Source organism: Gracilibacillus sp. Marseille-QA3620 (genome assembly GCF_054950035.1).
This window is the reverse complement of sequence record NZ_CM143102.1, coordinates 3,587,800-3,613,373: the sequence shown is the minus strand read 5'-3', so window position 1 is coordinate 3,613,373 and position 25,574 is coordinate 3,587,800. Positions and strand designations below refer to the sequence as shown.

The 25,574-nt window shown below is 42.4% G+C and carries 30 protein-coding genes; 18 read left to right on the top strand and 12 right to left on the bottom strand.

Translation table 11 applies throughout. The features are described 5' to 3' along the window. Nucleotides 1-66 precede the first annotated feature (66 nt). The 4 genes from ACY8DX_RS18255 to ACY8DX_RS18240 all read left to right on the top strand — a co-directional run bounded on the left by ACY8DX_RS18255 (nt 67) and on the right by ACY8DX_RS18240 (nt 3,428). Entirely contained in the window at nt 67-762 is a 696-nt protein-coding gene (locus ACY8DX_RS18255) for a response regulator transcription factor (protein ID WP_049669659.1), read from the top strand. After that, on the top strand, nt 763-1,701 hold the full coding sequence (locus ACY8DX_RS18250; RefSeq protein ID WP_462405755.1) for a sensor histidine kinase: 939 nt from the start codon (nt 763-765) through the stop codon (nt 1,699-1,701). It begins immediately after the preceding gene. A gap of 133 nt (nt 1,702-1,834) precedes the next feature. Then, the gene (locus tag ACY8DX_RS18245) at nt 1,835-2,758 is read left to right on the top strand and encodes an ATP-binding cassette domain-containing protein (protein ID WP_462405754.1); all 924 of its coding nucleotides are present in this window, start codon (nt 1,835-1,837) and stop codon (nt 2,756-2,758) included. Further along, nucleotides 2,751-3,428 (top strand): ABC transporter permease, encoded by a 678-nt coding sequence (locus tag ACY8DX_RS18240; protein ID WP_462405753.1) that lies wholly within the window; start codon nt 2,751-2,753, stop codon nt 3,426-3,428. The genes ACY8DX_RS18245 and ACY8DX_RS18240 overlap by 8 nt, the downstream gene beginning before the upstream one ends. Before the next feature lie 27 nt (nt 3,429-3,455). On the opposite strand, the gene ACY8DX_RS18235 is transcribed toward ACY8DX_RS18240, so the two are convergent. Then, nucleotides 3,456-3,620: a hypothetical protein gene (locus tag ACY8DX_RS18235; protein ID WP_462405752.1), complete on the bottom strand. Its 165-nt coding sequence runs from the start codon at nt 3,618-3,620 to the stop codon at nt 3,456-3,458. Between the two features lie 140 nt (nt 3,621-3,760). Here ACY8DX_RS18235 and ACY8DX_RS18230 point away from each other — a divergent pair, with 140 nt between their 5' ends. Further along, entirely contained in the window at nt 3,761-4,672 is a 912-nt protein-coding gene (locus ACY8DX_RS18230) for a class I SAM-dependent methyltransferase (RefSeq protein WP_462405751.1), read from the top strand. A gap of 39 nt (nt 4,673-4,711) precedes the next feature. Here ACY8DX_RS18230 and ACY8DX_RS18225 read toward each other — a convergent pair whose 3' ends face one another. Then, nucleotides 4,712-5,779 (bottom strand): NAD(P)/FAD-dependent oxidoreductase, encoded by a 1,068-nt coding sequence (locus ACY8DX_RS18225; RefSeq protein WP_049669663.1) that lies wholly within the window; start codon nt 5,777-5,779, stop codon nt 4,712-4,714. A gap of 341 nt (nt 5,780-6,120) precedes the next feature. Here ACY8DX_RS18225 and ACY8DX_RS18220 point away from each other — a divergent pair, with 341 nt between their 5' ends. Beyond that, complete coding sequence (locus ACY8DX_RS18220) at nt 6,121-6,357, top strand: YuzB family protein (RefSeq protein ID WP_049669664.1); 237 nt, start codon at nt 6,121-6,123, stop codon at nt 6,355-6,357. Nucleotides 6,358-6,405: 48 nt separating this feature from the next. On the opposite strand, the gene ACY8DX_RS18215 is transcribed toward ACY8DX_RS18220, so the two are convergent. Further along, on the bottom strand, nt 6,406-7,191 hold the full coding sequence (locus ACY8DX_RS18215) for a TraR/DksA C4-type zinc finger protein (protein WP_049669665.1): 786 nt from the start codon (nt 7,189-7,191) through the stop codon (nt 6,406-6,408). A gap of 186 nt (nt 7,192-7,377) precedes the next feature. Here ACY8DX_RS18215 and ACY8DX_RS18210 point away from each other — a divergent pair, with 186 nt between their 5' ends. Next, nucleotides 7,378-7,743 carry a HesB/IscA family protein gene (locus ACY8DX_RS18210; RefSeq protein ID WP_049669666.1) on the top strand — a complete coding sequence of 122 codons (366 nt, stop codon included), beginning with the start codon at nt 7,378-7,380 and terminating at the stop codon, nt 7,741-7,743. Nucleotides 7,744-8,009: 266 nt separating this feature from the next. Here the strand turns inward: ACY8DX_RS18210 and ACY8DX_RS18205 are convergent, their stop codons facing one another. Then, nucleotides 8,010-9,008 (bottom strand): NAD(P)/FAD-dependent oxidoreductase, encoded by a 999-nt coding sequence (locus ACY8DX_RS18205; protein ID WP_439802162.1) that lies wholly within the window; start codon nt 9,006-9,008, stop codon nt 8,010-8,012. Nucleotides 9,009-9,312: 304 nt separating this feature from the next. On the opposite strand from ACY8DX_RS18205, the gene ACY8DX_RS18200 reads away from it, so the two are divergent. The 8 genes from ACY8DX_RS18200 (at nt 9,313) to ACY8DX_RS18165 (ending at nt 15,037) form a co-directional block, all read left to right on the top strand. Beyond that, the gene (locus tag ACY8DX_RS18200) at nt 9,313-10,539 is read left to right on the top strand and encodes an NAD(P)/FAD-dependent oxidoreductase (protein WP_462405750.1); all 1,227 of its coding nucleotides are present in this window, start codon (nt 9,313-9,315) and stop codon (nt 10,537-10,539) included. An 83-nt stretch (nt 10,540-10,622) separates the two neighbouring features. Continuing rightward, nucleotides 10,623-11,105, top strand: a complete 483-nt coding sequence (locus tag ACY8DX_RS18195) for an NUDIX hydrolase (RefSeq protein WP_049669669.1) — start codon at nt 10,623-10,625, stop codon at nt 11,103-11,105. Nucleotides 11,106-11,248: 143 nt separating this feature from the next. Beyond that, nucleotides 11,249-11,371 (top strand): YuiA family protein, encoded by a 123-nt coding sequence (locus ACY8DX_RS18190; protein ID WP_197089896.1) that lies wholly within the window; start codon nt 11,249-11,251, stop codon nt 11,369-11,371. 91 nt (nt 11,372-11,462) lie between these two features. Further along, nucleotides 11,463-11,786, top strand: a complete 324-nt coding sequence (locus ACY8DX_RS18185; RefSeq protein WP_439802160.1) for a YuiB family protein — start codon at nt 11,463-11,465, stop codon at nt 11,784-11,786. Nucleotides 11,787-11,908: 122 nt separating this feature from the next. After that, on the top strand, nt 11,909-12,526 hold the full coding sequence (locus ACY8DX_RS18180) for a 3D domain-containing protein (protein WP_049669671.1): 618 nt from the start codon (nt 11,909-11,911) through the stop codon (nt 12,524-12,526). Nucleotides 12,527-12,657: 131 nt separating this feature from the next. Further along, nucleotides 12,658-14,169 (top strand): leucyl aminopeptidase, encoded by a 1,512-nt coding sequence (locus ACY8DX_RS18175; protein WP_462405749.1) that lies wholly within the window; start codon nt 12,658-12,660, stop codon nt 14,167-14,169. A 158-nt stretch (nt 14,170-14,327) separates the two neighbouring features. Then, complete coding sequence (locus ACY8DX_RS18170) at nt 14,328-14,522, top strand: hypothetical protein (protein WP_049669673.1); 195 nt, start codon at nt 14,328-14,330, stop codon at nt 14,520-14,522. 125 nt (nt 14,523-14,647) lie between these two features. Continuing rightward, on the top strand, nt 14,648-15,037 hold the full coding sequence (locus tag ACY8DX_RS18165; protein WP_049669674.1) for a hotdog fold thioesterase: 390 nt from the start codon (nt 14,648-14,650) through the stop codon (nt 15,035-15,037). A 97-nt stretch (nt 15,038-15,134) separates the two neighbouring features. Here ACY8DX_RS18165 and mnhG read toward each other — a convergent pair whose 3' ends face one another. The 7 genes from mnhG to ACY8DX_RS18130 are packed head-to-tail and all read right to left on the bottom strand — an operon-like array spanning nt 15,135 to nt 20,891. Then, nucleotides 15,135-15,494: a monovalent cation/H(+) antiporter subunit G gene (gene mnhG, locus ACY8DX_RS18160; protein ID WP_049669675.1), complete on the bottom strand. Its 360-nt coding sequence runs from the start codon at nt 15,492-15,494 to the stop codon at nt 15,135-15,137. Continuing rightward, the gene (locus tag ACY8DX_RS18155; RefSeq protein WP_049669676.1) at nt 15,478-15,762 is read right to left on the bottom strand and encodes a Na(+)/H(+) antiporter subunit F1; all 285 of its coding nucleotides are present in this window, start codon (nt 15,760-15,762) and stop codon (nt 15,478-15,480) included. Before ACY8DX_RS18155 ends, mnhG begins: the two co-directional genes overlap by 17 nt. After that, nucleotides 15,762-16,238, bottom strand: coding sequence for a Na+/H+ antiporter subunit E (locus ACY8DX_RS18150; protein ID WP_049669677.1), 477 nt, complete (start codon nt 16,236-16,238; stop codon nt 15,762-15,764). Before ACY8DX_RS18150 ends, ACY8DX_RS18155 begins: the two co-directional genes overlap by 1 nt. 7 nt (nt 16,239-16,245) lie before the next feature. Beyond that, nucleotides 16,246-17,733, bottom strand: a complete 1,488-nt coding sequence (locus ACY8DX_RS18145) for a Na+/H+ antiporter subunit D (RefSeq protein WP_462405748.1) — start codon at nt 17,731-17,733, stop codon at nt 16,246-16,248. Further along, nucleotides 17,726-18,067 carry a Na(+)/H(+) antiporter subunit C gene (locus ACY8DX_RS18140; RefSeq protein ID WP_462405747.1) on the bottom strand — a complete coding sequence of 114 codons (342 nt, stop codon included), beginning with the start codon at nt 18,065-18,067 and terminating at the stop codon, nt 17,726-17,728. The genes ACY8DX_RS18145 and ACY8DX_RS18140 overlap by 8 nt, the downstream gene beginning before the upstream one ends. Next, complete coding sequence (locus tag ACY8DX_RS18135; protein ID WP_049669680.1) at nt 18,067-18,489, bottom strand: Na(+)/H(+) antiporter subunit B; 423 nt, start codon at nt 18,487-18,489, stop codon at nt 18,067-18,069. Before ACY8DX_RS18135 ends, ACY8DX_RS18140 begins: the two co-directional genes overlap by 1 nt. Beyond that, nucleotides 18,486-20,891, bottom strand: coding sequence for a Na+/H+ antiporter subunit A (locus ACY8DX_RS18130; RefSeq protein ID WP_462405746.1), 2,406 nt, complete (start codon nt 20,889-20,891; stop codon nt 18,486-18,488). Before ACY8DX_RS18130 ends, ACY8DX_RS18135 begins: the two co-directional genes overlap by 4 nt. An 871-nt stretch (nt 20,892-21,762) precedes the next feature. Between ACY8DX_RS18130 and kapD the strand changes: the two genes are divergently transcribed. After that, nucleotides 21,763-22,380, top strand: coding sequence for a 3'-5' exonuclease KapD (kapD, locus tag ACY8DX_RS18125; RefSeq protein ID WP_049669682.1), 618 nt, complete (start codon nt 21,763-21,765; stop codon nt 22,378-22,380). Nucleotides 22,381-22,418: 38 nt separating this feature from the next. Here kapD and kapB read toward each other — a convergent pair whose 3' ends face one another. After that, nucleotides 22,419-22,802: a kinase-associated lipoprotein KapB gene (gene kapB / locus ACY8DX_RS18120; RefSeq protein WP_462405745.1), complete on the bottom strand. Its 384-nt coding sequence runs from the start codon at nt 22,800-22,802 to the stop codon at nt 22,419-22,421. Nucleotides 22,803-23,082: 280 nt separating this feature from the next. Here kapB and ACY8DX_RS18115 point away from each other — a divergent pair, with 280 nt between their 5' ends. Together ACY8DX_RS18115 and ACY8DX_RS18110 are read left to right on the top strand one after the other, a co-directional pair. Beyond that, on the top strand, nt 23,083-23,673 hold the full coding sequence (locus ACY8DX_RS18115) for a peptidylprolyl isomerase (RefSeq protein ID WP_049672754.1): 591 nt from the start codon (nt 23,083-23,085) through the stop codon (nt 23,671-23,673). A gap of 229 nt (nt 23,674-23,902) precedes the next feature. Continuing rightward, the gene (locus ACY8DX_RS18110) at nt 23,903-25,543 is read left to right on the top strand and encodes a sigma-54 interaction domain-containing protein (RefSeq protein ID WP_462405744.1); all 1,641 of its coding nucleotides are present in this window, start codon (nt 23,903-23,905) and stop codon (nt 25,541-25,543) included. Nucleotides 25,544-25,574: the final 31 nt, after the last annotated feature.

The window sequence follows — 25,574 nt, the reverse complement described above, 5'->3', positions numbered from 1 at the left end:
GGGTTAAAGATTTAGGTCAGAGTGTTTAGAATTTGGCTAAGACGCAGAAAGAATGGAAGTGAGCCTATGCAAAGAAGTATTTTGCTTGTAGAGGATGACCGAGATATTAATCGTTTAGTCAAAAGCCACTTGGAACAGGAAAATTTCACGGTATATACTGCCTTTGATGGAGAGGAGGGTTTAGCCCTTTTTCAGAAGTATGAAGTAGATTTAATCTTACTTGATTTAATGCTACCAAAGCTCGGCGGGATGGACTTTCTGAAGGAAGTTAGGACAATAAATGTTGTTCCAGTCTTGATTATCTCGGCTAAAGGGAGTGATTTAGATAAAGCGTTAGGACTAGGTTTCGGTGCTGATGACTATATCAGCAAGCCTTTTTCAATGGTAGAGCTAACTGCCCGGGTACATGCCGCCATTCGCCGGTCAACACAGTACCATACTCCAATAAAATTACCTGCCCAAACAATCCTTCATTTTAAAGAGCTATCCCTTGACCTGACAACTTTTTCAGTCATCGTTAAGGGAAAGAGCATACAGCTAACCTCAAAGGAATTTCATCTTTTAAAGCTATTTATGACGAATCAGAACAGAGTTTTTACAAAGGAGCAAATTTATAGCCTCATTTGGGAGGATGACTATTATGGAAATGAGAATGTAATCAATGTCCATATTAGAAGACTTCGAGAAAAAATAGAAGCCAATCCGTCAAACCCTCAATATATCCGGACGATTTGGGGGATTGGATACAGATTAGGTGAGTGAATGACAACCATTGTAACAGGAATATTTATCGTCGTCTTGCTTGTCATCATTAGCCTTCAGTCTTACCTTTCGTGGAAAATGGCCAGGGACCTGACCAATATACGAAGGCAGCTTTCTGATGTGATTGAACATAGGACGGCTGAAAAGGTATTAATCCAGACCGATCAGAAAACCGTTAAACAATTTCTCATCCAAATTAATCGGCTCCTGGATTACAATCAGCAAGTCATTGCGGACTATGTTAAAACGAAAGAAAGTTTAAGAAAGTTATTAGCGAATATGTCTCATGATTTAAAGACCCCATTAACGGTCATTTTAGGCTATGTGGAAAAGTTAGCTGACGAGAAGAATATAAGTGTAGAAGAACGGAACAAGACACTAGGCCGACTTCATCAGAAAACACTAAATATGGCAGCCATGCTCAATCAATTTTTTGATCTTGTTAAACTTGATTCGGGGGACTATTCCATTCCGCTTAATCGGATTTCAATTAATGAGGTTTGCCGGAGGAATATACTTGATTTTTATGATTTGATGCAATCGAATCATTTTCAGGTGGAAGTTGATATTCCGGAACATCATTATTATATTCTTGGGAATGAGGAGGCCTTAAATCGGATCTTGAGCAATCTCATTCACAATGCCATTCGGTATGGAAGTGATGGAGGTTTTTTTGGGCTGGCTGTTAGAGAAGAGGGTGAGTATATTGCGATTGATGTATGGGATAAAGGAAAAGGAATTGCTAAAGTTCATCAAGAGCAGGTGTTTGAACGATTATTCACGCTCGATGATGCGAGAAATCCGGAATTTCAAGGAAGCGGACTTGGATTAAGCATAACGAAACACCTAGTAGAAGCCATGAAGGGTGACATTCACTTAAGCAGCCAACCATATGAGAAGACAATCTTCACATGTAAGTTCCATCGAATCACGTATTAAAGGAGAGGTGTTCAAGCAGAACAGCCTCTTTTTTCTATCCATAAGAAACTTAAGGAACTTGTAAGGATTGAGAAAGAAAAAAGATATGTTTACTGCTTATGATGTAAGTAGATAAAGGGAAGGAGAGAACAAAATGAACAGTGTGGTGAGAACGGCAGGATTAACGAAAAAGAAAAAAGGAAAAGACTTGGTAAGCAATATTGACCTTCATATTCATAAAGGGGAAATATACGGGCTCCTTGGCCAAAATGGAGCTGGTAAAACAACAATTCTGAAAATGCTTACAGGAATAACAAGCCCAACAGGCGGAGAGATTGAATTATTCGGACAGAGACTTAATGAACGTTCCAAGTTTATGTTGAAGCGCGTCGGAAGTATTATTGAGTATCCAGTTTTTTTTGAGCACTTAACGGCGATTGAGAATTTGAAGCTCCATTGCGAATATCTAGGCTATTATGATGAGCAAGGAATCAAGCAAGCATTGAATATGGTGCAACTAAAGGGGATTGAGGATAAGCGGGTAAAGGAATTCTCTTTAGGGATGAAGCAAAGGCTTGGAATTGCTAGAGCGATTATTACTAAGCCTGAACTGATTATTCTTGATGAGCCGACAAATGGTCTTGATCCCATTGGGATAAAGGATACGAGGGACTTGATTTTAATGCTTAACAGGGAATACGGTATAACCTTCATCCTGTCGAGTCATATTCTAGGCGAAATGGAGCAGGTTGTAGACAGAATTTGCGTCATCGATAATGGGAGACTGTTAAATGAGGTATCTTTAGAAGAGATAAGAAAGCAACGAACGGATTACATTGAGCTAATGCCGACAAATGTACAAAAAGCACTTTATCTGCTTGAACAGGAACTTCATATTTCAAATATGAAATTGCTTCAAGGGAATAAAATCCGGATTTATGATTTGACGCATTCTCAAAGTGATATTGCCAAATTATTGGTTCACCATGATATTGGCATTGAAGAAATCCAAAAACATACGAGTAACTTGGAAGATTATTTCTATGATCAAATTAATGGGGGAGATAAAGTTGTTTAATCTAATGCGATTAGAATGGAAAAAGCTAAAACGCCTTTCTGTCATTTCTGAAGTGATGATCTACTGGCTCATTCTTATGTTTATGCCCGTATTTTTCATTAAGATTGTGATGCCCTTCATGGGTGAAAGCTATGCGGCAGCCATTGAACTGAATTCGTTTATACAAATGGGACTCATATTGCTTGGGGGCTCCTTGATCAGCCAGGTTTTTATTGAAGAATATAAAAATAAAACAATCTCGCTCTCCTTCGGGTATCCGATTAGTCGGAAAAAGTTGTTTACGGCAAAAGTATTGTTTATCTACATCTTCGTCTTTCTTGCTGCCGTTGGATCGTATGTTTTTACAGGATTAACAACTTATTTGCTTGATCTGATAACTCCTATTATTAACGGCCAGCCAACAAATACGGATATATTTGCTTTTTCTAAAAGTATGATAGCTGGATCACTCATGATTCCCCTGATTAGTTTCATCCCTCTCTTTATCTTTGGTATTTTGACAAGAGGAACAATCCCAACCGTAATATGCTCTATAGTATGTATGAATTTACCTAATTTCTCGACATTCTTACATCTTAACCAGGACCTTATTCTTCTCGTGCTGTGCCTGCTAGGTGCCCTAAGCATCTTTCTTTCCATCAAAACAGCCGAAAGTGCAGGTGAACTTTAGCCGGGATTAGCAACGTCATTATTAATGTCAAAAACCCGCCTTTCTACGAAGGCGGGTTTCGAATTTTTGCAATGGGTAGCTGCTTTCTTCCTCATAGCTGGAACTGAATGATTCAGGGCTGTTCTGGAGAGCCTCTAGCCGAAGCTTGCGGAATTGGTTGACGTCCTTATTAAGCAATGGTCTTATTTTCATGCTCTTCACTCCTTTTAGAGAATTTAAAACACTTGACAAATAAGGTTAATTGTGCTAAAATTTAATATTATTAAAATTGTGTTATAATGAGATTCCCCATAGAGGGGAATCTCATTTTTTTTTGTGGAGGGATATCAATCATGAGCCAAACGAAAGCAAATTTACCCTTGTTGATTTCCGCCTTTGCCCGTGCTTACCACAGTAAGTATGATACGCCAGTTATCTTTAATGATAGCTTGGCCGGGAAACTTATAACGGATGAGGAATATGAGGCAATAAGCGAGCAAATGGTGCAGGGCATCCGCTATTTTAACCCTGAGATTGCTGCTAAATATAATGGACAGCCGGATGAATTGCTGAAGTATATTACACAGGTTCAGCTGGCTCCAACGACCCTGTCTCGTTCAGCTTATTGTGAGAAGGTATTAAAGCATGAGTGTATGCTCGGGGCCTCTCAATATGTCATTCTTGGGGCAGGGTTTGATACATTCAGCATTCGTGAAAGGGAAGCACAGTCCATTGATATCTTTGAGGTTGATCGGCCGGCAGTTCAGGAGCTGAAAAGGGACAGGCTGAATAAGGCGAATTTGCCAATTCCGTCTCATCTTCATTTTATCCCGATGGATTTTGAAAATGAATTCTCCCCTGAGGGTCTTATTCAAGAGGGCTTTAAAAAGGTGAAGACCTTCTTCAGCCTGTTAGGTGTCTCTTATTATTTAACTGAAGATGCCTTAAAAGAGCTGCTCATTGAACTGTTTTCACTCGTACCTGAGGGAAGCTCAATTGTGTTTGATTATGCTGATGCGAATACATGGGATGGACATGGCGTTGCAAATCGTGTAGAGAAATTCGTGCAGCTGGCACAAGCGAGCGGTGAGCCAATTAAATCCTGCTATACGTATAGAACAATCGAGAGGCTAGTAGAAGAGGCAGGTCTGCTTGTTTATGAGCACTTGACTCCGGAGATGATTGACGAGCAGTTCTTCGGTGAGCGGGATGATTATTTATCCGCGTTTGAAACGATTCATTTCATTCATGCGGTCAAGAAATAGGATAACAGGAAAGGCAGGTTGCAATAACCTGCCTTCTTCTCATCCATTGTGATATTTGTACATCCACAGAACACCGGATTTTAGCACTCTGGCCATTCTGCCAGTAATTGGGCGCTCCGCCATGAGCCCGAAGCCGTGCTTCTTTCCTAAGGACCCAAGAATACCCTTAAGCTTGATTGGCGGAAACGATTCTGGAAGCGGCTCATTGGCCCATTTCTTCAAGAGAACTTGATAGATTTGCTCGGCTTGGCCTTCAGCAAGCTGGGCGCTTGGCGCATGTCCGAGGGATGCGCAGTCACCGACCACAAATACGTCCGGGTATCCAGGAATGGTGTGCTGCGGCGTCAGGATGATTTTGTTTCCTTTGTCCTTCTCGACCGGCATATTCCGAACTGGTTCAACAGGCTGGATTCCGGCAGTCCAGACGATGGCATCACAGTGGACAACCTCATCATGGTTATAAAGAATATTCGGTTCAATCCTTGTGATGTTGCTGTTATGGACCAAGGTGACATTATGTTCAACAAACCAGCTTTCGACATAGTTACTTAGCTTCGCCGGGAAGGTGGAGAGAATCTTGTCGTTCCGGTCATAAAGGCGGATATCCAAATCTGGCCGGCCTTCAATCAATTCGCTTGCCAGCTCGATACCGCTCAGTCCACCTCCAATAATCGCAACCACTTTTCCATGCCCTAAATTATTCAATGCCTGATAGGTGCTTCTTGATTTGTCAATCGATTGGATGCTGTACGTGTAATCAGCTGCTCCAGGGATATTATGATGATTATCCTCGCAGCCGAGACCGATGATTAATTCATCATAGGCAAGGGGTTCATCCTGTGTGAAGAGGATTCTCTTTTTTTCTAAATCGATTGAGCCGACTTCGCCGTATTTGTATGAAATGCGTTCATGCTTCGGGAATGAAACACGGATGGCATGGTCAGATATGGAGCCGGCGGCAAGGGCGTAGAATTCCGTTTTTAAGCAATGGTAAGGGACGCGGTCAACAAGTGTGACATGTATATCATCTGGAAATTGATTATCGGTCAATTTGTTGAGCAGTCTCATCCCACCATATCCACCACCGAGGATGACTAAGTTTTTCATGGCTATGACTCCTTTGCTGGGTTATACAGGTTCGTTTTCATGCTGCGATTATTGTCTTGTTTGTGGTTTTAGGTTCTTCCTTCTCTATCTTACCAAAATATTCAGACGAAACATCAACGAGAAGGTTAAGCGCTGTCAAAATAATATTTAGTTTTTTAAATTAATTAATAATATTCTAAAATTCCCTCCAAAAGTATATCGAATTACCGCGAAAATAACAACCAAAAGTGTCCAATTATTGAAAAGTATCTCAGTATCCAGTCAGTTGATCAGGTCTCAACTAATTGACTATTCATGCAAAAGAGAGTAGGATGTAGAGTTGAAATAAGGGGTGAGAGTTCATGAAGCCAATCATCGAGTTTTGTATAAGTAATCTTGCCAGCGGGGCACAGCCTGCGATGGAAATTCTCGACCGTGATCCGAACTTGGATGTCATTGAATATGGCTGTCTCAGTTATTGCGGCATTTGTTCAGCGAGCATGTATGCCCTGGTGAACGGTGATGTGGTGACCGGGGATACACCGGAAGAGCTAGTAGATAATATTTATCAGTATATTGAAGAAAATCCAATGTTTTAAGACATAAAATAAAGGGAGGCAGTGCTTGCTAAGCGCTGCCTCCCTTTCTTAATAAACATCGAAATCTTCTTCATCCTTATGAGCTTTTGCATATTCCTCTGTGTAAGGATCCTCTTCATACGGCTTCAAATCACCGAATGTCGTCATAATTCCTTCCTCATCAAGGATATCCTTCAGCTGTTCGAGCTCTGCTGTCGGATAGATTTGGACATTCTTTCCGTCCATATCATTTCCAGCAAAATTCTCGATATCCTCCACATAGCCGATATGCTCATCAGAATTTAAATACACTTGGTCATAGTGCTCCTTCGGGTCGTAATAATCTGAAGGGGAGTCAGAGGTTCCCCATTCTGATACGGCCTGCCAGGAATCCTCTTCATCGAATCCGATTGTTTCTGTTGGATGTTTTTTACTATAGAGAGGATGCAAAACCTCCTCTTCGACAGGACGGGTATGTGAGACGACCTGATCAGGGGTATGCTCGACACAATACTCGGTGAACGGAACCGCCTCAAGCCGTTCAAAGGGAATATCCTTGCCGCAGACTATGCATTTTCCATATTCCCCTTTCTCGATGGCTTTAAGGGCTTCTGTAATATTCTTATGTTCCTCTTCAAAGAGTTCATTCAGGGCAATATCCTTCTCGCGTTCATATAATTCTGTCCCAGTATCGGCGGGATGGTTATCATACACGGAGATCTCTCCGACATAATTATAAAAGTTCTCATCCTTATGCAAGCCAAAATGGTCATTTAAGGATATATGCTCTTCGACTTCCTTTTTCCGTTCCGTTAGTTTGTTCTTTAAGGCGGAAAGCTGTTCAGATGAAAGCAAATGCGGACACTCCTTTTTAGGTATTCTGTCTCTTTATTGTCCGTCATTCCCGAGCGCTTTATGTGTCTCCATATTATGGGTTTAGGCAGATGTGTCTTTCGGTTGAGAGTACCGAGGTTTATGTATATACTAAATCTAGAGGATTTTTGATTTCCTTCTATACTTTGACAAAAGGGGGAAGAATAAATGTCAGCAGAAGTGATTATCGTAACAGAAGCAGCAGCTATTCAAATAAATGAAATGATCAAGGAGAGCGGGGAAGAGCAGCCCCATTTGCGTGTCGCCGTACATGGCGGCGGATGCAGCGGTCTCTCCTATGGCATGAATTTCGAACAAGAGAAGAAGGAAGACGATATCGAAACGATTCAGCATGGCATTAGCTTTATCGTTGCCAAGAACGATGCGGCTATTCTGAATGGAACGCGAATTGACTATAAGCAATCGATGCTAGGCGGCGGATTCACAATTGATAATCCTAATGCGATTGCCTCATGTGGCTGCGGCTCCTCCTTCAGAACGAAGACAAACGCCGGTACACCGGAGGAATGCTAAAGATTTTCTTCATCAAGAAAAAGACAAAAGAAGACCTCTTCAGGCAGCTGTGCAATAGAAGCAGAGCAAATCTGAAGAGGTTTTTTTTCTTATTGTAGGTGCCGGCAGCTGTTTACCGGAGAATGTCTTTGATTCTAAGAGGTAGAGGGAAGCATTAATTGATCACTAGCAGCTTTCCTAACGAAAACAGACTATCATTTTGATCGATTGAATGAACGCAAAAAGAAACAGGCCATGAAATCAATTCATGACCTGTTTTATTCTAATCAATCCTTAAACATGCTAGTGCTGTGCAGCGGCTGCACGCGTGCTTTTGGATCCATATAGGCTTTTGCATTATTGATAGCCGTTGGAGCTTCGCCAAATCCGCTGGCAATCAGTTTAACTTTCCCATCATAGGTACAAATATCACCCGCAGCATAGATGCCTGGTATATTTGTTTCCATTCGGCTATTTACAACGATGGAATTCTTCTCGATTTCAAGACCCCATTCCTTAATTGGTCCCAAGGAAGAGACAAATCCATAAGTGACAAGTACATCGTCGACATCAATAATTTCTTTATTCTCGCCATTGGCTTCCTGCAGGATGATTTGTCTAATTGCTTCCTCATCACCAACCATGTCGCAAGGTATGTACGGCGTTTTAATGGTCACATTGGATTTCTTGAGATTTTCAACGCTGTGCTCGTGTGCGCGGAATTTATCACGTCTGTGTACAAGGGTTACTTCTTTTGCGATTGGCTCAAGCATTAATGCCCAGTCAACGGCTGAATCTCCGCCGCCGCAGACAATTACTTTCTTGCCGGCGAATTTATTTAAATCATCAACGAAATAATGGAGGTTTTTGCCTTCATATTGTGATGCCTGTTCAAGCTCAAGACGGCGAGGTTGGAAAGCACCATTTCCTGCTGTGATGATAATTGTTTTGGAATAATGGATTTCTTTATCGGTTGTCAGCTTAAAGACCCCGTCAGCTTGTTTTTCCACTTTTTCGACTGCTTGCTCTAAGCAAATGGTCGGATCAAACTTAGCGGTTTGTTCTTTCAAATTATCCACTAAGTCCTGTGCGAGAACTTTAGGGAATCCTGCAACATCATAAATATATTTTTCAGGATAAAGGGCTGACAGCTGACCGCCTAGCTGCGGCAGGCTCTCAATAATTTTCACGGATGCTTGGCGCATTCCGCCGTAGAAAGCCGTGAATAACCCAACAGGTCCCCCTCCTATTATGGTCACATCATAGATATTTTGATCTTCTTTCACATGAAAACCTCCCATTGATTAAGAATGAATCTTTACTAATAGTAACACAAATGGAACATTCTACGCTTCTTTAAAGGAAGCAAGTACCTATATGACTATGATAAAATTTAATATTAATAAAATTCAGACAATAAATCAATAGGCTGAAATAGTAAGTCATCAGACATGTTGCTTGAAAAATAAGCCAAAAGGGAATATAGTAAGTTTATAGAAAAATGTTAAGGTTTTGTGACATTCATGTAAATGTTAGTGAACAATATCACAATGCCTTAATTAGTGATATATCATAAATGAAAACGAAAAGGTGGAAGTGATTGAATTGAAAAAGCCTCAAATCGTCATTTTAGGTGCTGGATACGGCGGGCTAGTAACAGCGGTTCGTCTACAAAAGAAATTAAATGTGAATGAAGCGGAGATTACACTCATCAACAAGCATAATTATCATTATGAAACAACTTGGCTGCATGAAGCATCCGCAGGAACTCTTCATCATAATCGAGTACGCTATGAGATTCCTAGTGTAATAGATAAGAGTAAAGTGAAGCTTGTTGAAGATACCGTTATTGAAGTGAATAAGGAAGCTAAAACCGTTGTTTGCGAGAACAATAAGGAAATTCCATATGACTATCTTGTCATCGCCCTTGGTGCTGAGTCCGAAACATTTGGCATTGAAGGATTGAAAGAGCATGCCTTCAGCATTTCAAGTGTGAATAAAGCACGTCACATCCGCAAGCATATTGAACATCAATTTGCTTTGTATGCTCAAGATAAGAAAGAAGAACGATTGACAATCGTCGTAGGCGGAGCCGGCTTCACAGGCATCGAATTCATTGGCGAATTGGCAAACCGTGTTCCTGGTCTTTGCAAGGAATATGATATTGACCAGAAAAAAGTTCGTATTATCTGTGTAGAAGCGGCACCGTCTGCTCTTCCAGGATTTGACCCGGAACTTGTTTCTTATGCGGTCGCAAGACTTGAGAAGAAAGGTGTCGAGTTCATGATTGGTACACCAATCAAGGGCTGTACAGAAGAAGGCATCATTGTCGGCAAAGGCGAGGAAGAAACAGAAATGATTCCGGCAGGTACTGTCGTATGGGCTGCAGGGGTAAGAGGAAGCAGTATCATTGATAAATCCGGATTCGAAAACATGCGCGGCCGTGTCAAAGTTGAGCCTACATTGCTAGCTCCAGGACATGAGGATGTATTTGTGATCGGAGATTGCTCATTGGTCATCAATGAAGAAATCAACCGTCCATACCCTCCAACTGCCCAAATTTCTATGCAGCAAGCGGAGGTTTGTGCGAAGAATATCGTTGCCCTTGTTCGCGGCGGCCAATTGGAGAACTTCGAATATAAACCAAAAGGTACGGTATGCTCCCTTGGAGATGACGATGCAATTGGTGTTGTATTCGGTAAGAAGCTCAAAGGCACAAGCGCATCCATTATGAAGAAAGTCATTGATAACCGTGCGCTCTTCATGGCTGGCGGCCTATCCTTGATGCTGAAAAAAGGGAAATTTAAATTCTTGTAATGAAAAGAACAGAAACTGTCCTTCTATGTGGAGGACAGTTTTTTTTATATAATGGAGACAAAACAAGAAATAAGGGAGGAACTATGGGAGAGAGAAGCAAGCATGTATGGCTTGGTGTATGCGGGGTTGTAATTGCGGAAGATGGGAAATGGCTTGTCGTGAAGAAGACATATGGCGGGCTGAAGGGGAAATGGTCATTGCCAGCTGGATTTGTTCAGCCCGGAGAGACTGCTGATGAAGCGGTTGTCCGTGAAGTGAAGGAGGAAACGGGCATTGATACGGAAGTAATTGGCCTATTTGGACTGCGCACTGGGGTAATCAAGGATCAAATTAGCGATAATATGCTGATGTTTTTGTTGAAGCCGACCTCTCATTCTATAAATGTCCAGCTTTCAGAGCTGTCAGAGGCTGTCTTTATGGATGAGATGGAGATCAAGAGAGATCCTGACAGTTCCGTTCTTCTTACGGAATTAAATGAGAAACATACATCTTTACATAAGAAACCGCTGCAAGGGAAGAATCCCGGGGACATCTTTCAATATACATCCTATAAATTGTTCATTTAGTGAGAAATCCGAAGCATTTAAATGTAAGAGTATGATGTATGCGTTTACATGGGACAGAATGGAGGATTGGAAACCTTTTCAATTCCCTCTTTACCTGTTATATTATCAGAAAATTCAAATATTTTAACAGGGGGTTTTAACCGATGAAAAAAGCCAATCATCCATGCCCGTATTGTGCAGGTGCCGGTTATTTTCAATTGTTGCTGGGCGGATCAGAGACATGCTCCTGCTGCAGCGGGAGCGGTAAAATGTCGGAACGGAAATAATGAAAGATATTCATTTGGAATGATATCCTAATTGACGAAAATTCTTCCTTCTTATACACTTACTCATGTATGAGATAAGAGAGGGGAATGAATGGGGATGTCGATTCCGTTAATGGTGATTTCGATTGTGCTTTTCTTTATTTTGTTTTTTGGATTGGGGTTTATCCTCAATATGCTCTTTAGAAAAACGTGGATTATGGCAGTGGTTTATCCAATCATTGCTTTATATATTACCGGGGACTTGAGAGTAAGCGAATATGTCACAAACTTCTCATCGAGCATGAGTTTTCTCTGGGAGAGAGTGCAAAGTCTTGCTGTAGCTGATGCTGTCATTCTGCTTAGCGGTTTTGCCGGTTCAATTGTGTCAGGATGGGTCATTCGAATACTGAGAGTTAGAGGGTATAGGATGTTTTAAGGAAGTCATTCGTGCGATTGCCTCGCATTAATGGCTTTTTTTTCATTATTGATTGATTTCGAAGTAGGGATAGGAATAGTTAACTTGGGAAGACTGGTTTATGTGAGAGGAGTGTATCGAACATGAATCTATTTCTATCCCTATGCAAGAAAGCGGGGATATGTCTTTTGTTCATCAGCGCGGTATGGGTGACCTGGTCACATTTCACTGGTCTGCCTATTCGTGATTATATAAACCAGTCCTTCCTGACAAATCTATTCGGATACATGGAACCGGTTCATATTGATCGCGTCTCTGCCGCGACCTTGGAGGAATCAAAGGACTGGAGCCAGTACCGTTCCTATGAAGTGATTGCAACAGGCTATACGGCAGGCTATGAATCAACTGGGAAAAAACCCGGTCATCCGGGTTATGGAATCACGTATTCCGGTGTAAAAGTTAAACGGGATCTTTACTCAACCATTGCTGCTGATACGACGGTCTTTCCAATTGGAACAATTCTTTTTATCCCGCATTATGGATATGGAGTTGTAGCAGATACTGGTTCAGCCATTAAAGGAAATAAGATTGACCTTTATTATGATACGGTGCAGGATGTCTATCAGGAATGGGGCAAAAAGAAGCTGGAGGTTTATGTTATCAGTATGGGCAAGGGCAATCTAACAGAAGCAGAGCTGACCGCCTTAAATGATACGGAAAGCTTGCAAGTGTTCAGAAACCAAATCAACAGGAAAAAATAAATTTGTTCTCTATGCAAGTGAACCTTTACCAAAAGGTTCACTTGCTTATTTTTTTGAGTTGTTTAGGGGAGGAGTTCTATATCAACATTTTTTGAAACTTAGCCTATAATATAGGAAGAGGAGGAATGCAAATGTTTATCGTCAAAAATGAAGATCCATCTGTAGTCTCGATTCCTGTACTGGTGACAGGAGTGTTTGGCCATCCTGTCACATTGTCTGCGAACCTCTCTGACGGAGATAAGCTCTTGAATGGCAAGCTGCAAGAACTAGCCAAATCAGGTGATGTTTCCGCGAAGATGAAGCAGATTTCCTATTTACATACATTAGGCTTGATGAAGCCCGAGCGTCTTGTGTTTGTCGGCCTAGGCAAACAGAAGGAGCTTTCATTTGAAAGCCTGAAGGAGGCATTCGGCGCCCTTTTCCAAGACATGGAGAAGAGAGGCTGGACCCGTATTGCGGTGGACCTAGAGTCTTTTGTCACTGAAACCATTACGCCGGAGGAAGCCGCATTTGCCTTAAGTGAGGCATTTGCTTTATCAACCTATCAATTTGAAGGCTATAAGAAGAAGAAGAAGAATGAACAGCCTCGTCAAATTGAGGAAATCACCGTATACACTGAGCGTGATCATGCGGTGATTGAATCTGCCCTCTTTGTCGGCCATACGTATGGGAAGGGGACAAACTCTGCCCGCAATCTGGTTAATTTGCCAGGCAATATGCTAACAGCGACTGATATGGCTAATTACGCTCAGGGACTTGCTGAAAAATATCATTTTGAATGTGAAATCCTAGAGAAGAGCGAAATGGAAGAGCTCGGAATGGGTGCCTTGCTGGCGGTCAACCAAGGGTCTGAGGAACCGCCGAAGATGATTGTCCTTAAATACCAAGGAAAAGATGAGTGGACAGATGTAATAGGCCTTGTCGGCAAGGGAATTACCTTTGATACGGGCGGCTACTCCATCAAAACGAAGGCCGGTATTGTCGGCATGAAGACAGATATGGGCGGAGCAGCAGCCGTGCTGGGCGCAATGGAAATCATCGGTGAATTAAAGCCTGAGCAGAATGTCGTTGCTGTCATTCCATCAACTGATAATATGATCTCCGGCAATGCCTTTAAGCCGGATGATGTGATTGTCTCCATGAGCGGCAAAACCATTGAGGTATTGAATACAGATGCGGAAGGAAGACTCGTCTTGGCTGACGCAGTGACCTATGCGAAGCATCATGGTGCGAATTATCTTGTCGATGTAGCTACTTTGACAGGCGGTGTCATTACAGCGCTCGGCGTGGAAATGACTGGGGCCATGACGAATGATGAACACTGGTTTGAGGAAGTCCTTTTAGCATCCGAAGAAGCGGGTGAACCAATGTGGAGACTTCCAATAACAGAGAAGGACAAGGCGCGTGTCCGCGGCAGCCAAATTGCCGACCTTAATAACTCTCCAGGCTCTGAGGGACATGCCATTATGGGTGGAGCGTTCGTTGGAGAGTTTGCGGAAGAAACCCCATGGGTGCATCTAGATATTGCCGGCACCTCTACAAGAAATCGTTCCTATGAGCTTGGACCAGCAGGAGCGACTGGCGTGATGGCAAGAACGCTTGCGACACTTGTTGAGCGCTTCGGCCTTGAGGAAACGGATTAATCGTATGTTGATTGGGAGGAGGGCTCCGCTAAGAGCGGTGCCTTCTTTCCTTTGGACCGTAAAACTTACCGCCCGAAATGGTTATACGCCCTTACAAGCTCATGCGTTTATGCATACATAATAGTGTAGGCATTAAACATACAGGAGGTATTCTTAAGATGAATCCAGACATGATGATGATGAGCAGACAATGGGGAAGACCATGGGGAAGACCGTGGGGGAGACCATGGGGAGGCCCTTATTTCGGAGGTCCATTTGGGGGCTTTGGTGCGGGATTGGCAGGTGGATTGCTAGGAGGAGCACTGGCTGCTCCACTCTTCTACGGTCCATTCGCAGGCGGTTTCTTCTGGTAGAATAAATAAAAGCCAGCAGTGTCCCTGCTGGTTTTTTCAATTCATACATATGGATGGCAGGAACAAAGTGAATACATGAAGAAATAGTAGAATAGCAAGGATTATGGATAGAAGGGTATGGTTGCATGAAGGATTATGAAAATACATTAATGGGCACTCTCGGAATTGACATTATTGAGGCAGGAGAAGGGAAAGTGGTTGCGACGATGCCGGTGGATGAACGGACCCATCAGCCAATGGGCCTGCTCCACGGCGGCGCATCAGTGGCCTTAGCTGAAACTGTTGCAAGCATGGGAGGATTCTTACTCGTTGATCCTGATCATGAGGCAGTAGTCGGACTCGAAATAAACGCCAATCATATTAAGAGCAAGCGTGAAGGAATCGTCACTGCCACGGGCACGATTCAGCACAAAGGAAGAAAAACGCAAATTTGGGAAATACGCATCACGGATGAAGAGGATGAATTAATCTGCATCAGCCGCTGTACGCTTGCTGTGATACAGGTAAAGAAATGAGAGTGAAATTGCATTTCTTTATCCTGGAAGAATATCAATGAAAAAATAGCATTTCTTCATACAAAGAAAAGAACCGGGGCAATCCCAGGTTCTTTTCTTATTTCTTATTCTCAGATACTTGTCTAGTTTTTTTATAATCATCACGAACGGTCATCTTGGAAAGCTTGACGCCAGTGTTATACGCTGCCCGGCTAATTAAGTGTCCGGCAACAGGTGCTGTCATGAAAATAAAGATAACAGCTAAGAGAATTCGGGAGTTAAAATGTCCTTTAACCACCCAGAAGTACAGAAAAGTTCCAATCAAGACAAAGGAAACAGCCAATGTGGAAGTCTTGGAAGCAGCATGGCTTCTTGTGTACACATCAGGCAAGCGCAAAATTCCTAAAGCGGAAATAACCGCAAGCAAGGAACCGATTACGACGATGCCGATAAACAAATAACTATAGATCTCGTTCATTTTCGATGATTTCTCCCTTCTCCAGGAATTTAGAAAAAGCGACCGTTCCAGTGAAGGAGAGAATACCAATCAGTAAGATAACCTCAAGGAACATGGATGTGTCCAGAAGAATGGACAGGACAGCAATCATACAGATTAAATTGGTTCCGATGGCATCAAGTGCGATGACACGGTCAGGAATGCTTGGCCCTTTAATCACCCGGTAGACGAGCATGCCCATCGAGATGGTAATGCATAATAATGCTAATTGCAGCATGAAATTTAGCATTATTCACTCACCTCCTTGATGACTCGTTCGAAGGAGTTACGAATTCCATCCGTCATTTCATCGATTTCCCCGACATTCAGTGCATGAATGTATAGGGTCTTATTATCTGGTGAAATATCCATGACCAATGTTCCTGGTGTTAAGGTAATCATGTTCGCCAGAAGGGTGATTTGCCAATCCTTCTTTAAACTTGTTTCATAGGTGAAGATTCCAGGTGTCAATTCGAGCTTAGGACGAAGAATGGTCTTAAAGACATCAAAGTTCGCAATGAACAGCTCTTTAATAAAAATCAATAGGAGCTGTATAACAGCGACAACCTTCCGCAAGTAAAAGGGGGTATCAAAGAATCTCCTGAACAAGTAAAGAATGATGGCCCCTAATAAGTATCCGATAATAAAGGATGAACCCGTCGCAGACGTGGTAAGGAACATCCAGGTTAATGCTAGAATCATGTTTAATATAATTTGATAGGACATATCGTCATCACTCCTTAAGCACGGCTTGAATATAGTCTGAAGGGTTCGTTAACACTTGAACAGCATCTGAAACATATGTGTAGACAGCCTCAGAACCAATGCCATATGCAATGGAGACAGCAATCAGAATACTGATTGGCAGCAATAAGAAGCGAGTGTCCTTTTTCTGTTCCGGGGCGAGCTCATATTCTTTTTTCTCTCCCCAAAAGGCATAGATGAAGATTCTCATGACGGAGTATAGGACAATTAAGCTTGAGAAGAGAACGATAAGTCCTCCTGCATAATGACCGGCTTTAAAGGCTCCTTGTATGATCATCAGTTTCCCGGCAAAGCCGCTGAAAGGCGGAACACCGGCTAGAGAGATGGCTGCAATGAAGAATAGCCAGCCAAGGAATGGATGTTGATGCATAAGACCGCCCATTCGTTTCATATTGCTTGTTCCCGTTTTGGCAATCATCATGCCAATGAGCAGGAAGAGGGCTGATTTGATCAGCATGTCATGTAAGGTGTACATCACTGAACCAGCGAGGGACTCTGTATTCATAATAGAGATACCGAAAAGGATAACCCCAATTGCAACGACAATATTGTAGATAATGATTTTCTTAACATCCATATAAGCCAAGACACCGATGCAGCCGAAGATAATGGTCAAAATGGCCAAGTACAGCATGATGGAATGGGTGTATTCAGGATGATGGTAGAAAAGAGTTGTGAATGTACGAAGAATGGAGTAAATCCCGACCTTCGTCAATAAGGCACCGAATAATGCCAGTATTGGAATAGGCGGTGCATAGTAGGAGCCCGGCATCCATACATAAAGCGGGAAGATGGCCCCTTTTAAGCCGAATACGACCAAGAATAGGATAGCGATGACCGTAATAATTGCTGGCTGGTCAATCTCTGCAATTCTTTGTGATATATCTGCAATATTCAATGTGCCGACAACAGAATATAGTAAGGCGACCGCAACAACGAACAAGGCAGATGCAATAACATTTACGAGCAAATATTTAATGGTTTCCCTTAATTGAATCTTCGTTCCGCCTATAACAAGGAGCACATAAGAAGACATCAGCATAACTTCGAAGAAGACGAATAAGTTGAAGATATCTCCTGTTAAGAAGGCTCCATTAACTCCGACAATCAGGAATTGAACGAGAGGGTAGTAGAAAAATCTCTCCCGCCCTTCATCGATGTGTTTAAACGAATATATTAAAACGGAAAAGACAATGATCGATGTAACGAGTACGAGCAAGGAAGACAGCATATCAGCGACAATGCTGATGCCGAATGGTGCATCCCAGCTGCTTGCTTGCATTACTTGTATTCCGTTTGTTTTTACTTCAATGACAAGGGAGATGGCAATCACGATAGAAATGATGGCCGATACCAGGGAGACAACCCTTTGTGCATTGACCTTGCGTGCGAGGAAAATCAAGAAGATTCCCGTCAGCAAGGGAAGCAATATTGGTAATATGACAAAATTATTCATAAGACTTATTTCCTCTCAACTGATCCATATTATCGGTTCCAAGCTCCTGGTACGAACGATAGGCCAATACAAGGAAGAAGGAAGTGACCCCGAAGCTGATAACAATAGCTGTAAGGATCAATGCCTGTGGAAGCGGGTCGACATATGACTTGGCATTCTCACTTAAGATTGGGACAGCACCTTGCTTTAATCCGCCCATGGTTAAGATAAGCAAATGTGCGGCATGACTTAAAAGCCCAGTTCCGACAATGATGCGCAATAAGCTTTTCGATAACACCAAGTAAGTAGCAATGGTGAAAAGAATTCCGACAACGATAGACATTAAAATTTCCATTATTCACTCTCCCCAATTGTCTGGATAATGGTCATTGTTACGCCGATTACGACTAAGTAAACCCCTGTATCAAACAGGACAGCTGTGTGAAGGGATGTGTGGCCAAACAGCGGCAAATCGAAATAGTGATAGGCGTGTGTCAGGAATGGAGCATCAAAGAATAATGCCCCTGTTCCTGTACCGACGGCAAATACAAGTCCCACTGCCACAAGCAATAAATAGTTTACAGGCAGAATGGCTTTAACGGTTTTTAAATCAAAGGCCAAGAGCAGCAAAATGATGGCCGATGATGTCATCAATCCCCCGATAAACCCTCCGCCAGGAGTATAGTGACCGGCAAAGAAGATATGAATCGAGAATAGGACAATCACAAATGTGGCTACCTTTGTGACGGTTTGCAGGATTAAATCATTCGTCTTCATTCTGTCCCTCCTCTTCTTTCAAGACGAAGCTTGATCATCGTATAGATACCAATGGCTGCAATCGCCAATACGGTAATCTCAAACATCGTATCCAAGCCGCGGAAATCGACGAGGATGACGTTGACCATGTTTTCCCCGCCTGCTTCTGTATACGTAACTTTCTTATAATACTCAGAGATGGATTCAAATAATTTTGTACTATGTGAAGTAAGTGCCAGAAGAGTCATCGTCAGACCGACACCAAGAGCAATTACCATATTGGTTACCTTGAATCTCATTCTTTTCTCTTTTGGTTTATATTTCGGCAAATGATAGAAGCAGAGCAAGAATAATGAAGTGGATACTGTTTCGATGACAAATTGCGTTAACGCAAGGTCTGGTGCTCTGAATAACACAAAGAGCAAGGAAACGGTATAGCCAACTGTACCAAGCAAGATGATTGATGTAAGTCTTGACTTGGCAAACAGAATCATGATGGATGCTGTTACAAGAATGACAGCGAGAATTACCTCATAGACCCCGATTGGTGTAACGGAGGTCGTATTAATAGTGAAAGCATCAAGTCTCCACATCATGTAAAGCAGGATGATAAAGGTAAATCCAAAGATATAGACTAAATAATCATGGATATTGCCATTCATGTACCCTCGTGTTAATCGGTTGGAGCCGAAGTCAGCCCAAGATAAGCCTTTATTATAGGCAGAGTTTAAGGTGTAGCGTTTTGGCATCCATTTGTAAATGCCTGTCCAGGCAGGATAGGTTTTATAAAGAATGATACCAAGGGCTATAACACCGATGGTCATCCATAGCTCACCGCTTAAGCCGTGCCACATGGAAATATGCACATGGTACGGGTCCGCTGCATAGAGGACTGGCTGAATCGCCGCTACAGCAGGTTCAATGATGGTTTCAGCAAGCATATTCGGGAAAAGTCCCCAAATAATGACCAATGATACTAAAACAATCGGCGAGATAAGCATACCAATCGGTGCCTCATGAGGCTTCTTCGGCAGCTGGTCAAGCTTCGCTTTACCAGTAAAGGTCTTAAAGAACAAAATCATACAGTATACGAATGTAAAGACACTTGCAACCCAGGCAATAACCGGGAAGAGAATTCCCCATGTTTCTAATGAAAGGAAATCAGCATTCGCAATCGTCAGGGTGCTTTTGAAGAACATTTCCTTACTCAAGAATCCATTGAACGGCGGCAGGCCAGCCATAGAGAATGACCCAATCGCGGCAATGGTAAACGTAATTGGCATGAATGTCATCAGACCGCCAAGCTTACGAATGTCTCTTGTCCCTGTTTCATGGTCAATGATTCCGACAACCATGAAGAGCGATCCCTTGAAGGTCGCATGGTTAATTAAATGGAAGATGGCAGCTGCTGTTGCGGCCATGTATACATTGGAGCCATTCCCAGTGTAATGGAGTGCCGCAGCACCCATCCCCAGCATGGACATAATCATCCCGAGCTGGCTGACAGTGGAGAAGGCGAGAATTCCTTTCAGGTCATGCTGTCGGATAGCATTGAAGGAGCCCCAAAATAAGGTGATAATACCAATGAGCCCAACAATCCAAACCCATTCAGCAGACAGGGCAAAGATTGGGCTTAATCGAGCAACCAAATAAATGCCGGCTTTGACCATTGTAGCCGAGTGTAGATAAGCACTGACAGGTGTCGGCGCTTCCATGGCATCTGGTAACCAAATATGGAATGGGAATTGGGCAGATTTTGTAAATGCACCAAGAAGGACTAGAACCATGGAGAAATAAAACAGCGGATGTTGGATTAACTCCGGAGCCATTGAAATCAACTCACGTATGCTGAAGGTATCTCCCATTACATATAAAGCGATGAAACCTCCAAGCATGGACAGACCGCCTAAGAAGGTGATCAATAACGATTTCTGTGCTCCATACCTTGATGCTTTTCGGTCATTCCAGTAGCCAATCAGCAAGAAGGAGGAAAGGCTCGTGAACTCCCAGAAGGTATAAAGAACAATCAAGTTGTCAGATAGGACAACCCCAAGCATTGCACCCATGAACAGGAGCAAAAACACATAGAAATTAACAAGATTCTCTTTCTCTTTATTCATATAGAAGACGGAATAAAGAATGACCAGGGCACCAATCCCTGTGATGAGCATAGCAAAGAGCAGGCCCAATCCATCGACATACGCATCAAAGGATATATCAAGCGATGGAATCCAGGATACGCTCTCCATGATGGTTGCGTGCTCCTTGATTGTCGGCAGCAATGTGCAAAGATAGGTGAAAATGATAACCGGAATTATCAGCACAAACCAGCCTGTATGTATTTTTCGAGTAATCTTGCCTGTAAGCGGAATACAAAATGCCGCTATAAAGGGCAGTAATATACTCCAATGAAGCATAGACATAGGATACCTCCCAATCAAGTATTTTTATATAACTCTGTTAAACATCCTTACTGCACCTATTATGCAAAGGACTGCAAAGTTCCAACATAAGGTGAAACTTCAATCAGTGGGGTGTCTTTATCCACTGATTGTACGTTAAACCAATCGGGCGCCTGTAGGCAATCTCCCGCACCGCTTCTCAGATTTTGATGGAGAGCGGAATGGCCGGTTAATGAAAATATACATCAAAATGTACTTTTAGCTAATCTTAGCATAGCAAATTATACCGTAAAATTATATTATCCTGTACTTGAAAAGACTGCCATACCTCGTTTGTAAAGTGGTTAATATATGTAGGGAAAATGAAAAAATATTTTCCTGAGGTTCGAAAACACCCATACATTTAAGCGGATTTTACACGACAATTTGTCATCCATCATTTCAATTCAGGAGAAAATGATTAGTGTGATTATTATTAGTCTTTCTCCTTATTTTTATGTTTTCAACTCTTCGTGGAAAAGAGCATTCTCCCGGCAGCATATGAGTGAGGCTATCTTATTTTTGTCTCATAGATGGAAATGATGAATCCGTATATGATTTTACCCCAATCAAAAGACAAGCTCATGAGTAGTATGATTAATAACAGCACTGGTCCTGAGGATTCATGGCTTTCTTCTTACCAGCCCAGTGCCGAATTACAAATAGGCGGGTTCATTTGTAGGAAGGAATTCTTCGAAAGTTAAGGAAAATGGGATGTATATTATTGGGATGAATAGTAAAATAGTTAAAAAGCCAATCAGTTATTTCTTGATCCTCATTAGCTCAGCTCCCTTTGGATAAAGAGGGAACATGAGCGGGAGGGGCAGAAATGTGAAGGGAGAGGGGGATGCACATGTATGAGAGAGGTGCTCATTTATTCATAGACTTTGAGTTTACGATGCCTGAAGGAAAGAATAATCCCTTTGGCTTCTATCCGGAAATTATCGAAGTCGGCTGGATCCTCGTTAAGGAGGATGAAATCATTGATCAATACACGTCCTATGTGAAGCCAGAAGCATTTCCGAGGTTAACTTCAAGATGTAAGAAATTCCTTAATATTACGGATGAACATGTAAGCCGGGGAATCTCATTTGAGGAGCTGGTTGTCTTATTGAAGAAAGTGAACAGCGAGAAGCCTGCCATTGTCACATGGGGAAATAATGATATGAAGGTGCTCTCGCAAAATTGCCGAAACCGCGGTTTTAAGATGCCGTTAACGGGTAAGCAGATTGACCTATCCAATGAGTACAAACGCTTCTTTGGCGACAAAAATCAGACAGGCTTATGGAAGGCTGTGCAGCAATATGGAAATTCGGGAAATGGCAAGCAGCACCGCGCCTTGGATGATGCCATTAATACTTATCATATTTTCCGGCTTGTTGAACAAGATAAGCGTTATCTGGATAACCATGAATCAACGACAATTGGGGATATCATTGATTTTTCCACACTGCTTAATGAACTGAAATAAAAACCAAATCTCCTTTTATGAAGATTTGGTTTTTTGTTTTATAGATTGTATTCTGATTCAAGCCTCTCAAGGCATTCGAGACTGCGTGCTGCCCAATCAGAAGGATCTTCACGCAAATCCCTCCTTAAGATGGAAAGGGCTTCAGCTAAGGAGTCCTTATAGGGCGGAAGCTCACCTTCAAATGGCTTTACCATATTTGCCGGCACATTTGTCTGCTCCAGATGAGCGAGTGCCTTTCTTTCATGAAAGAATTCCACATCCGCCTGCTTAGGATTATGAAGGTCACCCTGCATTGGGTGCTTTAGAACAGCGAGTGTCTTGACGACGATATAGCCATTAGGGCGTATTTGGGTAATCTCCCCGGCATATTTCCCTGTCTTATAAAAGGCCGTTACATAATCCCCGATTTGTAATTCACTCATATCCATCCCTCCAAAATTATGTACTCTCCTCATCATACCTTTTTACCTGGTTCACATACATGAAAAAGTCTCAACGTGAGAGGTGCTTTTTCATAGAAAATCGTGTAAAGTGAGAACTTGGAGGCAGGTAAAGATGAAAATACGACTAATAATGCTTGCAATGATCCTCCTTGGTGGAGCTGCTTGGTATTATTTCAGCAAAAATGTGGAAAACCAACAGCATGCGGAAAGCATGATGGAGCTTGACCAGACTATTTTAGAGAAAGAAGGCGACGATACAATGACAGTATTACCTCAATTCACAGACGTACAAGGCAATGAAAGACTCGTGGAAATGGTAACGAATAAAGGGAATATCAAAATTAAATTATTCCCGGAACAAGCGCCAAAAGCGGTAGAAAACTTCCTGACACATGCGGAGAACGGCTATTATGATGGCCTCATTTTCCACCGTGTTATCAATGATTTCATGATCCAAGGCGGAGACCCGAATGGAACAGGAACTGGTGGAGAAAGTATCTGGGGACAGCCGTTCGAAGATGAGTTCACAATGGATCTCTTCAACTTCCGCGGTGCATTGTCCATGGCTAATGCTGGTCCTGGCACAAACGGAAGCCAATTCTTCATCGTTCAAAAGAATGAAGTGGAATCCAACTTGCGCGGTCAAATGGAACAAGCAGGCTATCCTGCTGAAGCAGTCGAAAAATATATGGAAGTCGGCGGAACACCTTGGCTTGACCACAGACACACTGTATTCGGTCAAGTTGTCGAAGGCATGAATGTTGTCGATGACATTGCCGGAACAAAGGTTGGCCCGAACGACAAGCCGGTATATGATGTTGTTATTGAGAAAATTAATATCTTAAACTAATAATTGAGATGGAGCTGAGTGGAGTAAATCCCATTCAGCTCCATTTTTTATTTAGAGCAGCGGGGAGTTCGTTCCAAAATGATCTAGTAGAAAACAACTTAGAGCCTTTGTGCTAAGGGGGCGGGTGATTTCACCCAAATCCTTTCAGGCTAATATCCCCTAATTGATTTTTATGGTAAAGTTTAACATATAGACGAAGGGGTGAGATGAATTGAAGGAAGGTTCATTTATGTATATAGAAACTTTCGATAATCAGCAGATTCTCACGATGAATGAGGAAGCGAGAAGAATGTTGGGGGATAAGAAGAAGTCCTTGAAGATTCAAGATTACTTTGATCACTGGAATGTCTGTGAAGAATCAATGATTTCTGCCGCTGTCGATGGAATAGAAATGATTTTCTTGATGGCCAAGAAAACAGATGGAACCCATGCTTACGCTGGAATTGTCTCTGGGGAACTGGATAGCCTCACCATGAAGGTGAGGGAGATGGAACGGCTTAATCGCCATCTTGATGCTGTTATTGAGAATTCGTATGACGGAATTTATATAACAGATAAGAATGGAATTACCTTGAGGACAAATTCAGCGATTGAACGTATTACCAATATCCCGAAGGAATATTACATAAATAAGAGGACGGAAGATTTAGTGAAAAGGGGCATTTTGGAGGATTCAGTCACGAAAAAAGTGCTGGAGAAAAAGCGGACAGTTTCGGTGATGCAGCTGAACTACCTCGGCCGTGAAACCTTGCTGACAGGGAACCCCGTCTTTAATGATGAAGGTGAAATTGAAAGCGTTGTCACAAATATCCGCGATTTATCTGATTTAAATCAATTGCATAAAGCACTGCAGGAAGCCAATGAGTTAAATCAGGATTATCGTAAAGAGATTGAGCGTTTAAGGGATCATTTGGCTCAGCTAGGAGATTGGACAATTATCAAAGCAGATAGAATGATAAAGATCTATGAGATGGCTGCGAGAATTGCGAATGCAGATGCAACTGTCATTCTTTATGGGGAAACAGGAGTCGGAAAGGATGTCCTCGCTAAATATTTATACCAGCGGAGTGAACGAAGCAAATCAGGAAAATATATTAAAATCAATTGTGGTGCCCTTCCTTCAGAATTACTTGAATCCGAGCTGTTTGGCTATGCGAGCGGTGCCTTCACAGGAGCTAACAAAAGCGGGAAGCAGGGCCTGTTTGAGATGGCGGATAAAGGGGTGCTGTTCCTCGATGAGGTAGGGGAAATGTCAATGGCCCTTCAAGTAAAACTGCTCCGTGTCCTTCAAGATAAAGAAATTCAGCGGGTAGGCGGGACGGTAGCGAAGAAGGTAGATGTTCGTATAATCGCTGCGACCAATCGGGATTTACGGAAAATGGTCGACAAGGGGGAATTCCGGGAGGATTTATTCTACAGGCTGAATGTGGTTCCAATTACGATTCCTCCGCTTCGGGAAAGAAGAGAAGAGATTCTGCCGCTTGCAGACCTGAGTCTACGGCAATGCAATGAGAAATACGGTACCTATAAGCAGCTGAATAAAGATTTAAAGGCCTTTTTGTACCAATATTCATGGCCGGGCAATATTCGTGAGCTGGCTAATCTAATTGAACGGATAACACTTCTGCATATGGATGATGTTCTTGGCCTAGAGCATCTGCCTGCTGAATATCAGCCTGCTGCACCGATTGAGCTGCATAAGGAAACAGCTGTTCATTCCTTAAAGGAAGCAGCAGAGCTCGCTGAAAGGAAGGCTTTAAGCCTTGCGGCAGAGAAATACCATTCCACCTATGAAATGGCCGAAGCCTTGCAGACAAGCCAGCCGACAATCGTCAGAAAGCTAAAGAAATATAAAATTGAATTAGGTTAGCATGATCACATCGTACCTGGATAGATGTAGA

What these genes read in the sequence shown, in the direction of transcription:
- ACY8DX_RS18255 (WP_049669659.1), top strand. Translation starts at nt 67, where the DNA reads ATGCAAAGAAGTATTTTGCTTGTAGAGGATGACCGAGATATTAATCGT.
- ACY8DX_RS18250 (WP_462405755.1), top strand. Translation starts at nt 763, where the DNA reads ATGACAACCATTGTAACAGGAATATTTATCGTCGTCTTGCTTGTCATC.
- ACY8DX_RS18245 (WP_462405754.1), top strand. Translation starts at nt 1,835, where the DNA reads ATGAACAGTGTGGTGAGAACGGCAGGATTAACGAAAAAGAAAAAAGGA.
- ACY8DX_RS18235 (WP_462405752.1), bottom strand. Translation starts at nt 3,620, where the DNA reads ATGAAAATAAGACCATTGCTTAATAAGGACGTCAACCAATTCCGCAAG.
- ACY8DX_RS18230 (WP_462405751.1), top strand. Translation starts at nt 3,761, where the DNA reads ATGAGCCAAACGAAAGCAAATTTACCCTTGTTGATTTCCGCCTTTGCC.
- ACY8DX_RS18225 (WP_049669663.1), bottom strand. Translation starts at nt 5,779, where the DNA reads ATGAAAAACTTAGTCATCCTCGGTGGTGGATATGGTGGGATGAGACTG.
- ACY8DX_RS18220 (WP_049669664.1), top strand. Translation starts at nt 6,121, where the DNA reads ATGAAGCCAATCATCGAGTTTTGTATAAGTAATCTTGCCAGCGGGGCA.
- ACY8DX_RS18210 (WP_049669666.1), top strand. Translation starts at nt 7,378, where the DNA reads ATGTCAGCAGAAGTGATTATCGTAACAGAAGCAGCAGCTATTCAAATA.
- ACY8DX_RS18195 (WP_049669669.1), top strand. Translation starts at nt 10,623, where the DNA reads ATGGGAGAGAGAAGCAAGCATGTATGGCTTGGTGTATGCGGGGTTGTA.
- ACY8DX_RS18190 (WP_197089896.1), top strand. Translation starts at nt 11,249, where the DNA reads ATGAAAAAAGCCAATCATCCATGCCCGTATTGTGCAGGTGCCGGTTAT.
- ACY8DX_RS18185 (WP_439802160.1), top strand. Translation starts at nt 11,463, where the DNA reads ATGGGGATGTCGATTCCGTTAATGGTGATTTCGATTGTGCTTTTCTTT.
- ACY8DX_RS18180 (WP_049669671.1), top strand. Translation starts at nt 11,909, where the DNA reads ATGAATCTATTTCTATCCCTATGCAAGAAAGCGGGGATATGTCTTTTG.
- ACY8DX_RS18175 (WP_462405749.1), top strand. Translation starts at nt 12,658, where the DNA reads ATGTTTATCGTCAAAAATGAAGATCCATCTGTAGTCTCGATTCCTGTA.
- ACY8DX_RS18170 (WP_049669673.1), top strand. Translation starts at nt 14,328, where the DNA reads ATGAATCCAGACATGATGATGATGAGCAGACAATGGGGAAGACCATGG.
- ACY8DX_RS18165 (WP_049669674.1), top strand. Translation starts at nt 14,648, where the DNA reads ATGAAGGATTATGAAAATACATTAATGGGCACTCTCGGAATTGACATT.
- mnhG (WP_049669675.1), bottom strand. Translation starts at nt 15,494, where the DNA reads ATGAACGAGATCTATAGTTATTTGTTTATCGGCATCGTCGTAATCGGT.
- ACY8DX_RS18155 (WP_049669676.1), bottom strand. Translation starts at nt 15,762, where the DNA reads ATGCTAAATTTCATGCTGCAATTAGCATTATTATGCATTACCATCTCG.
- ACY8DX_RS18150 (WP_049669677.1), bottom strand. Translation starts at nt 16,238, where the DNA reads ATGTCCTATCAAATTATATTAAACATGATTCTAGCATTAACCTGGATG.
- ACY8DX_RS18145 (WP_462405748.1), bottom strand. Translation starts at nt 17,733, where the DNA reads ATGAATAATTTTGTCATATTACCAATATTGCTTCCCTTGCTGACGGGA.
- ACY8DX_RS18140 (WP_462405747.1), bottom strand. Translation starts at nt 18,067, where the DNA reads ATGGAAATTTTAATGTCTATCGTTGTCGGAATTCTTTTCACCATTGCT.
- ACY8DX_RS18135 (WP_049669680.1), bottom strand. Translation starts at nt 18,489, where the DNA reads ATGAAGACGAATGATTTAATCCTGCAAACCGTCACAAAGGTAGCCACA.
- ACY8DX_RS18130 (WP_462405746.1), bottom strand. Translation starts at nt 20,891, where the DNA reads ATGTCTATGCTTCATTGGAGTATATTACTGCCCTTTATAGCGGCATTT.
- kapD (WP_049669682.1), top strand. Translation starts at nt 21,763, where the DNA reads ATGTATGAGAGAGGTGCTCATTTATTCATAGACTTTGAGTTTACGATG.
- kapB (WP_462405745.1), bottom strand. Translation starts at nt 22,802, where the DNA reads ATGAGTGAATTACAAATCGGGGATTATGTAACGGCCTTTTATAAGACA.
- ACY8DX_RS18115 (WP_049672754.1), top strand. Translation starts at nt 23,083, where the DNA reads ATGACAGTATTACCTCAATTCACAGACGTACAAGGCAATGAAAGACTC.
- ACY8DX_RS18110 (WP_462405744.1), top strand. Translation starts at nt 23,903, where the DNA reads ATGTATATAGAAACTTTCGATAATCAGCAGATTCTCACGATGAATGAG.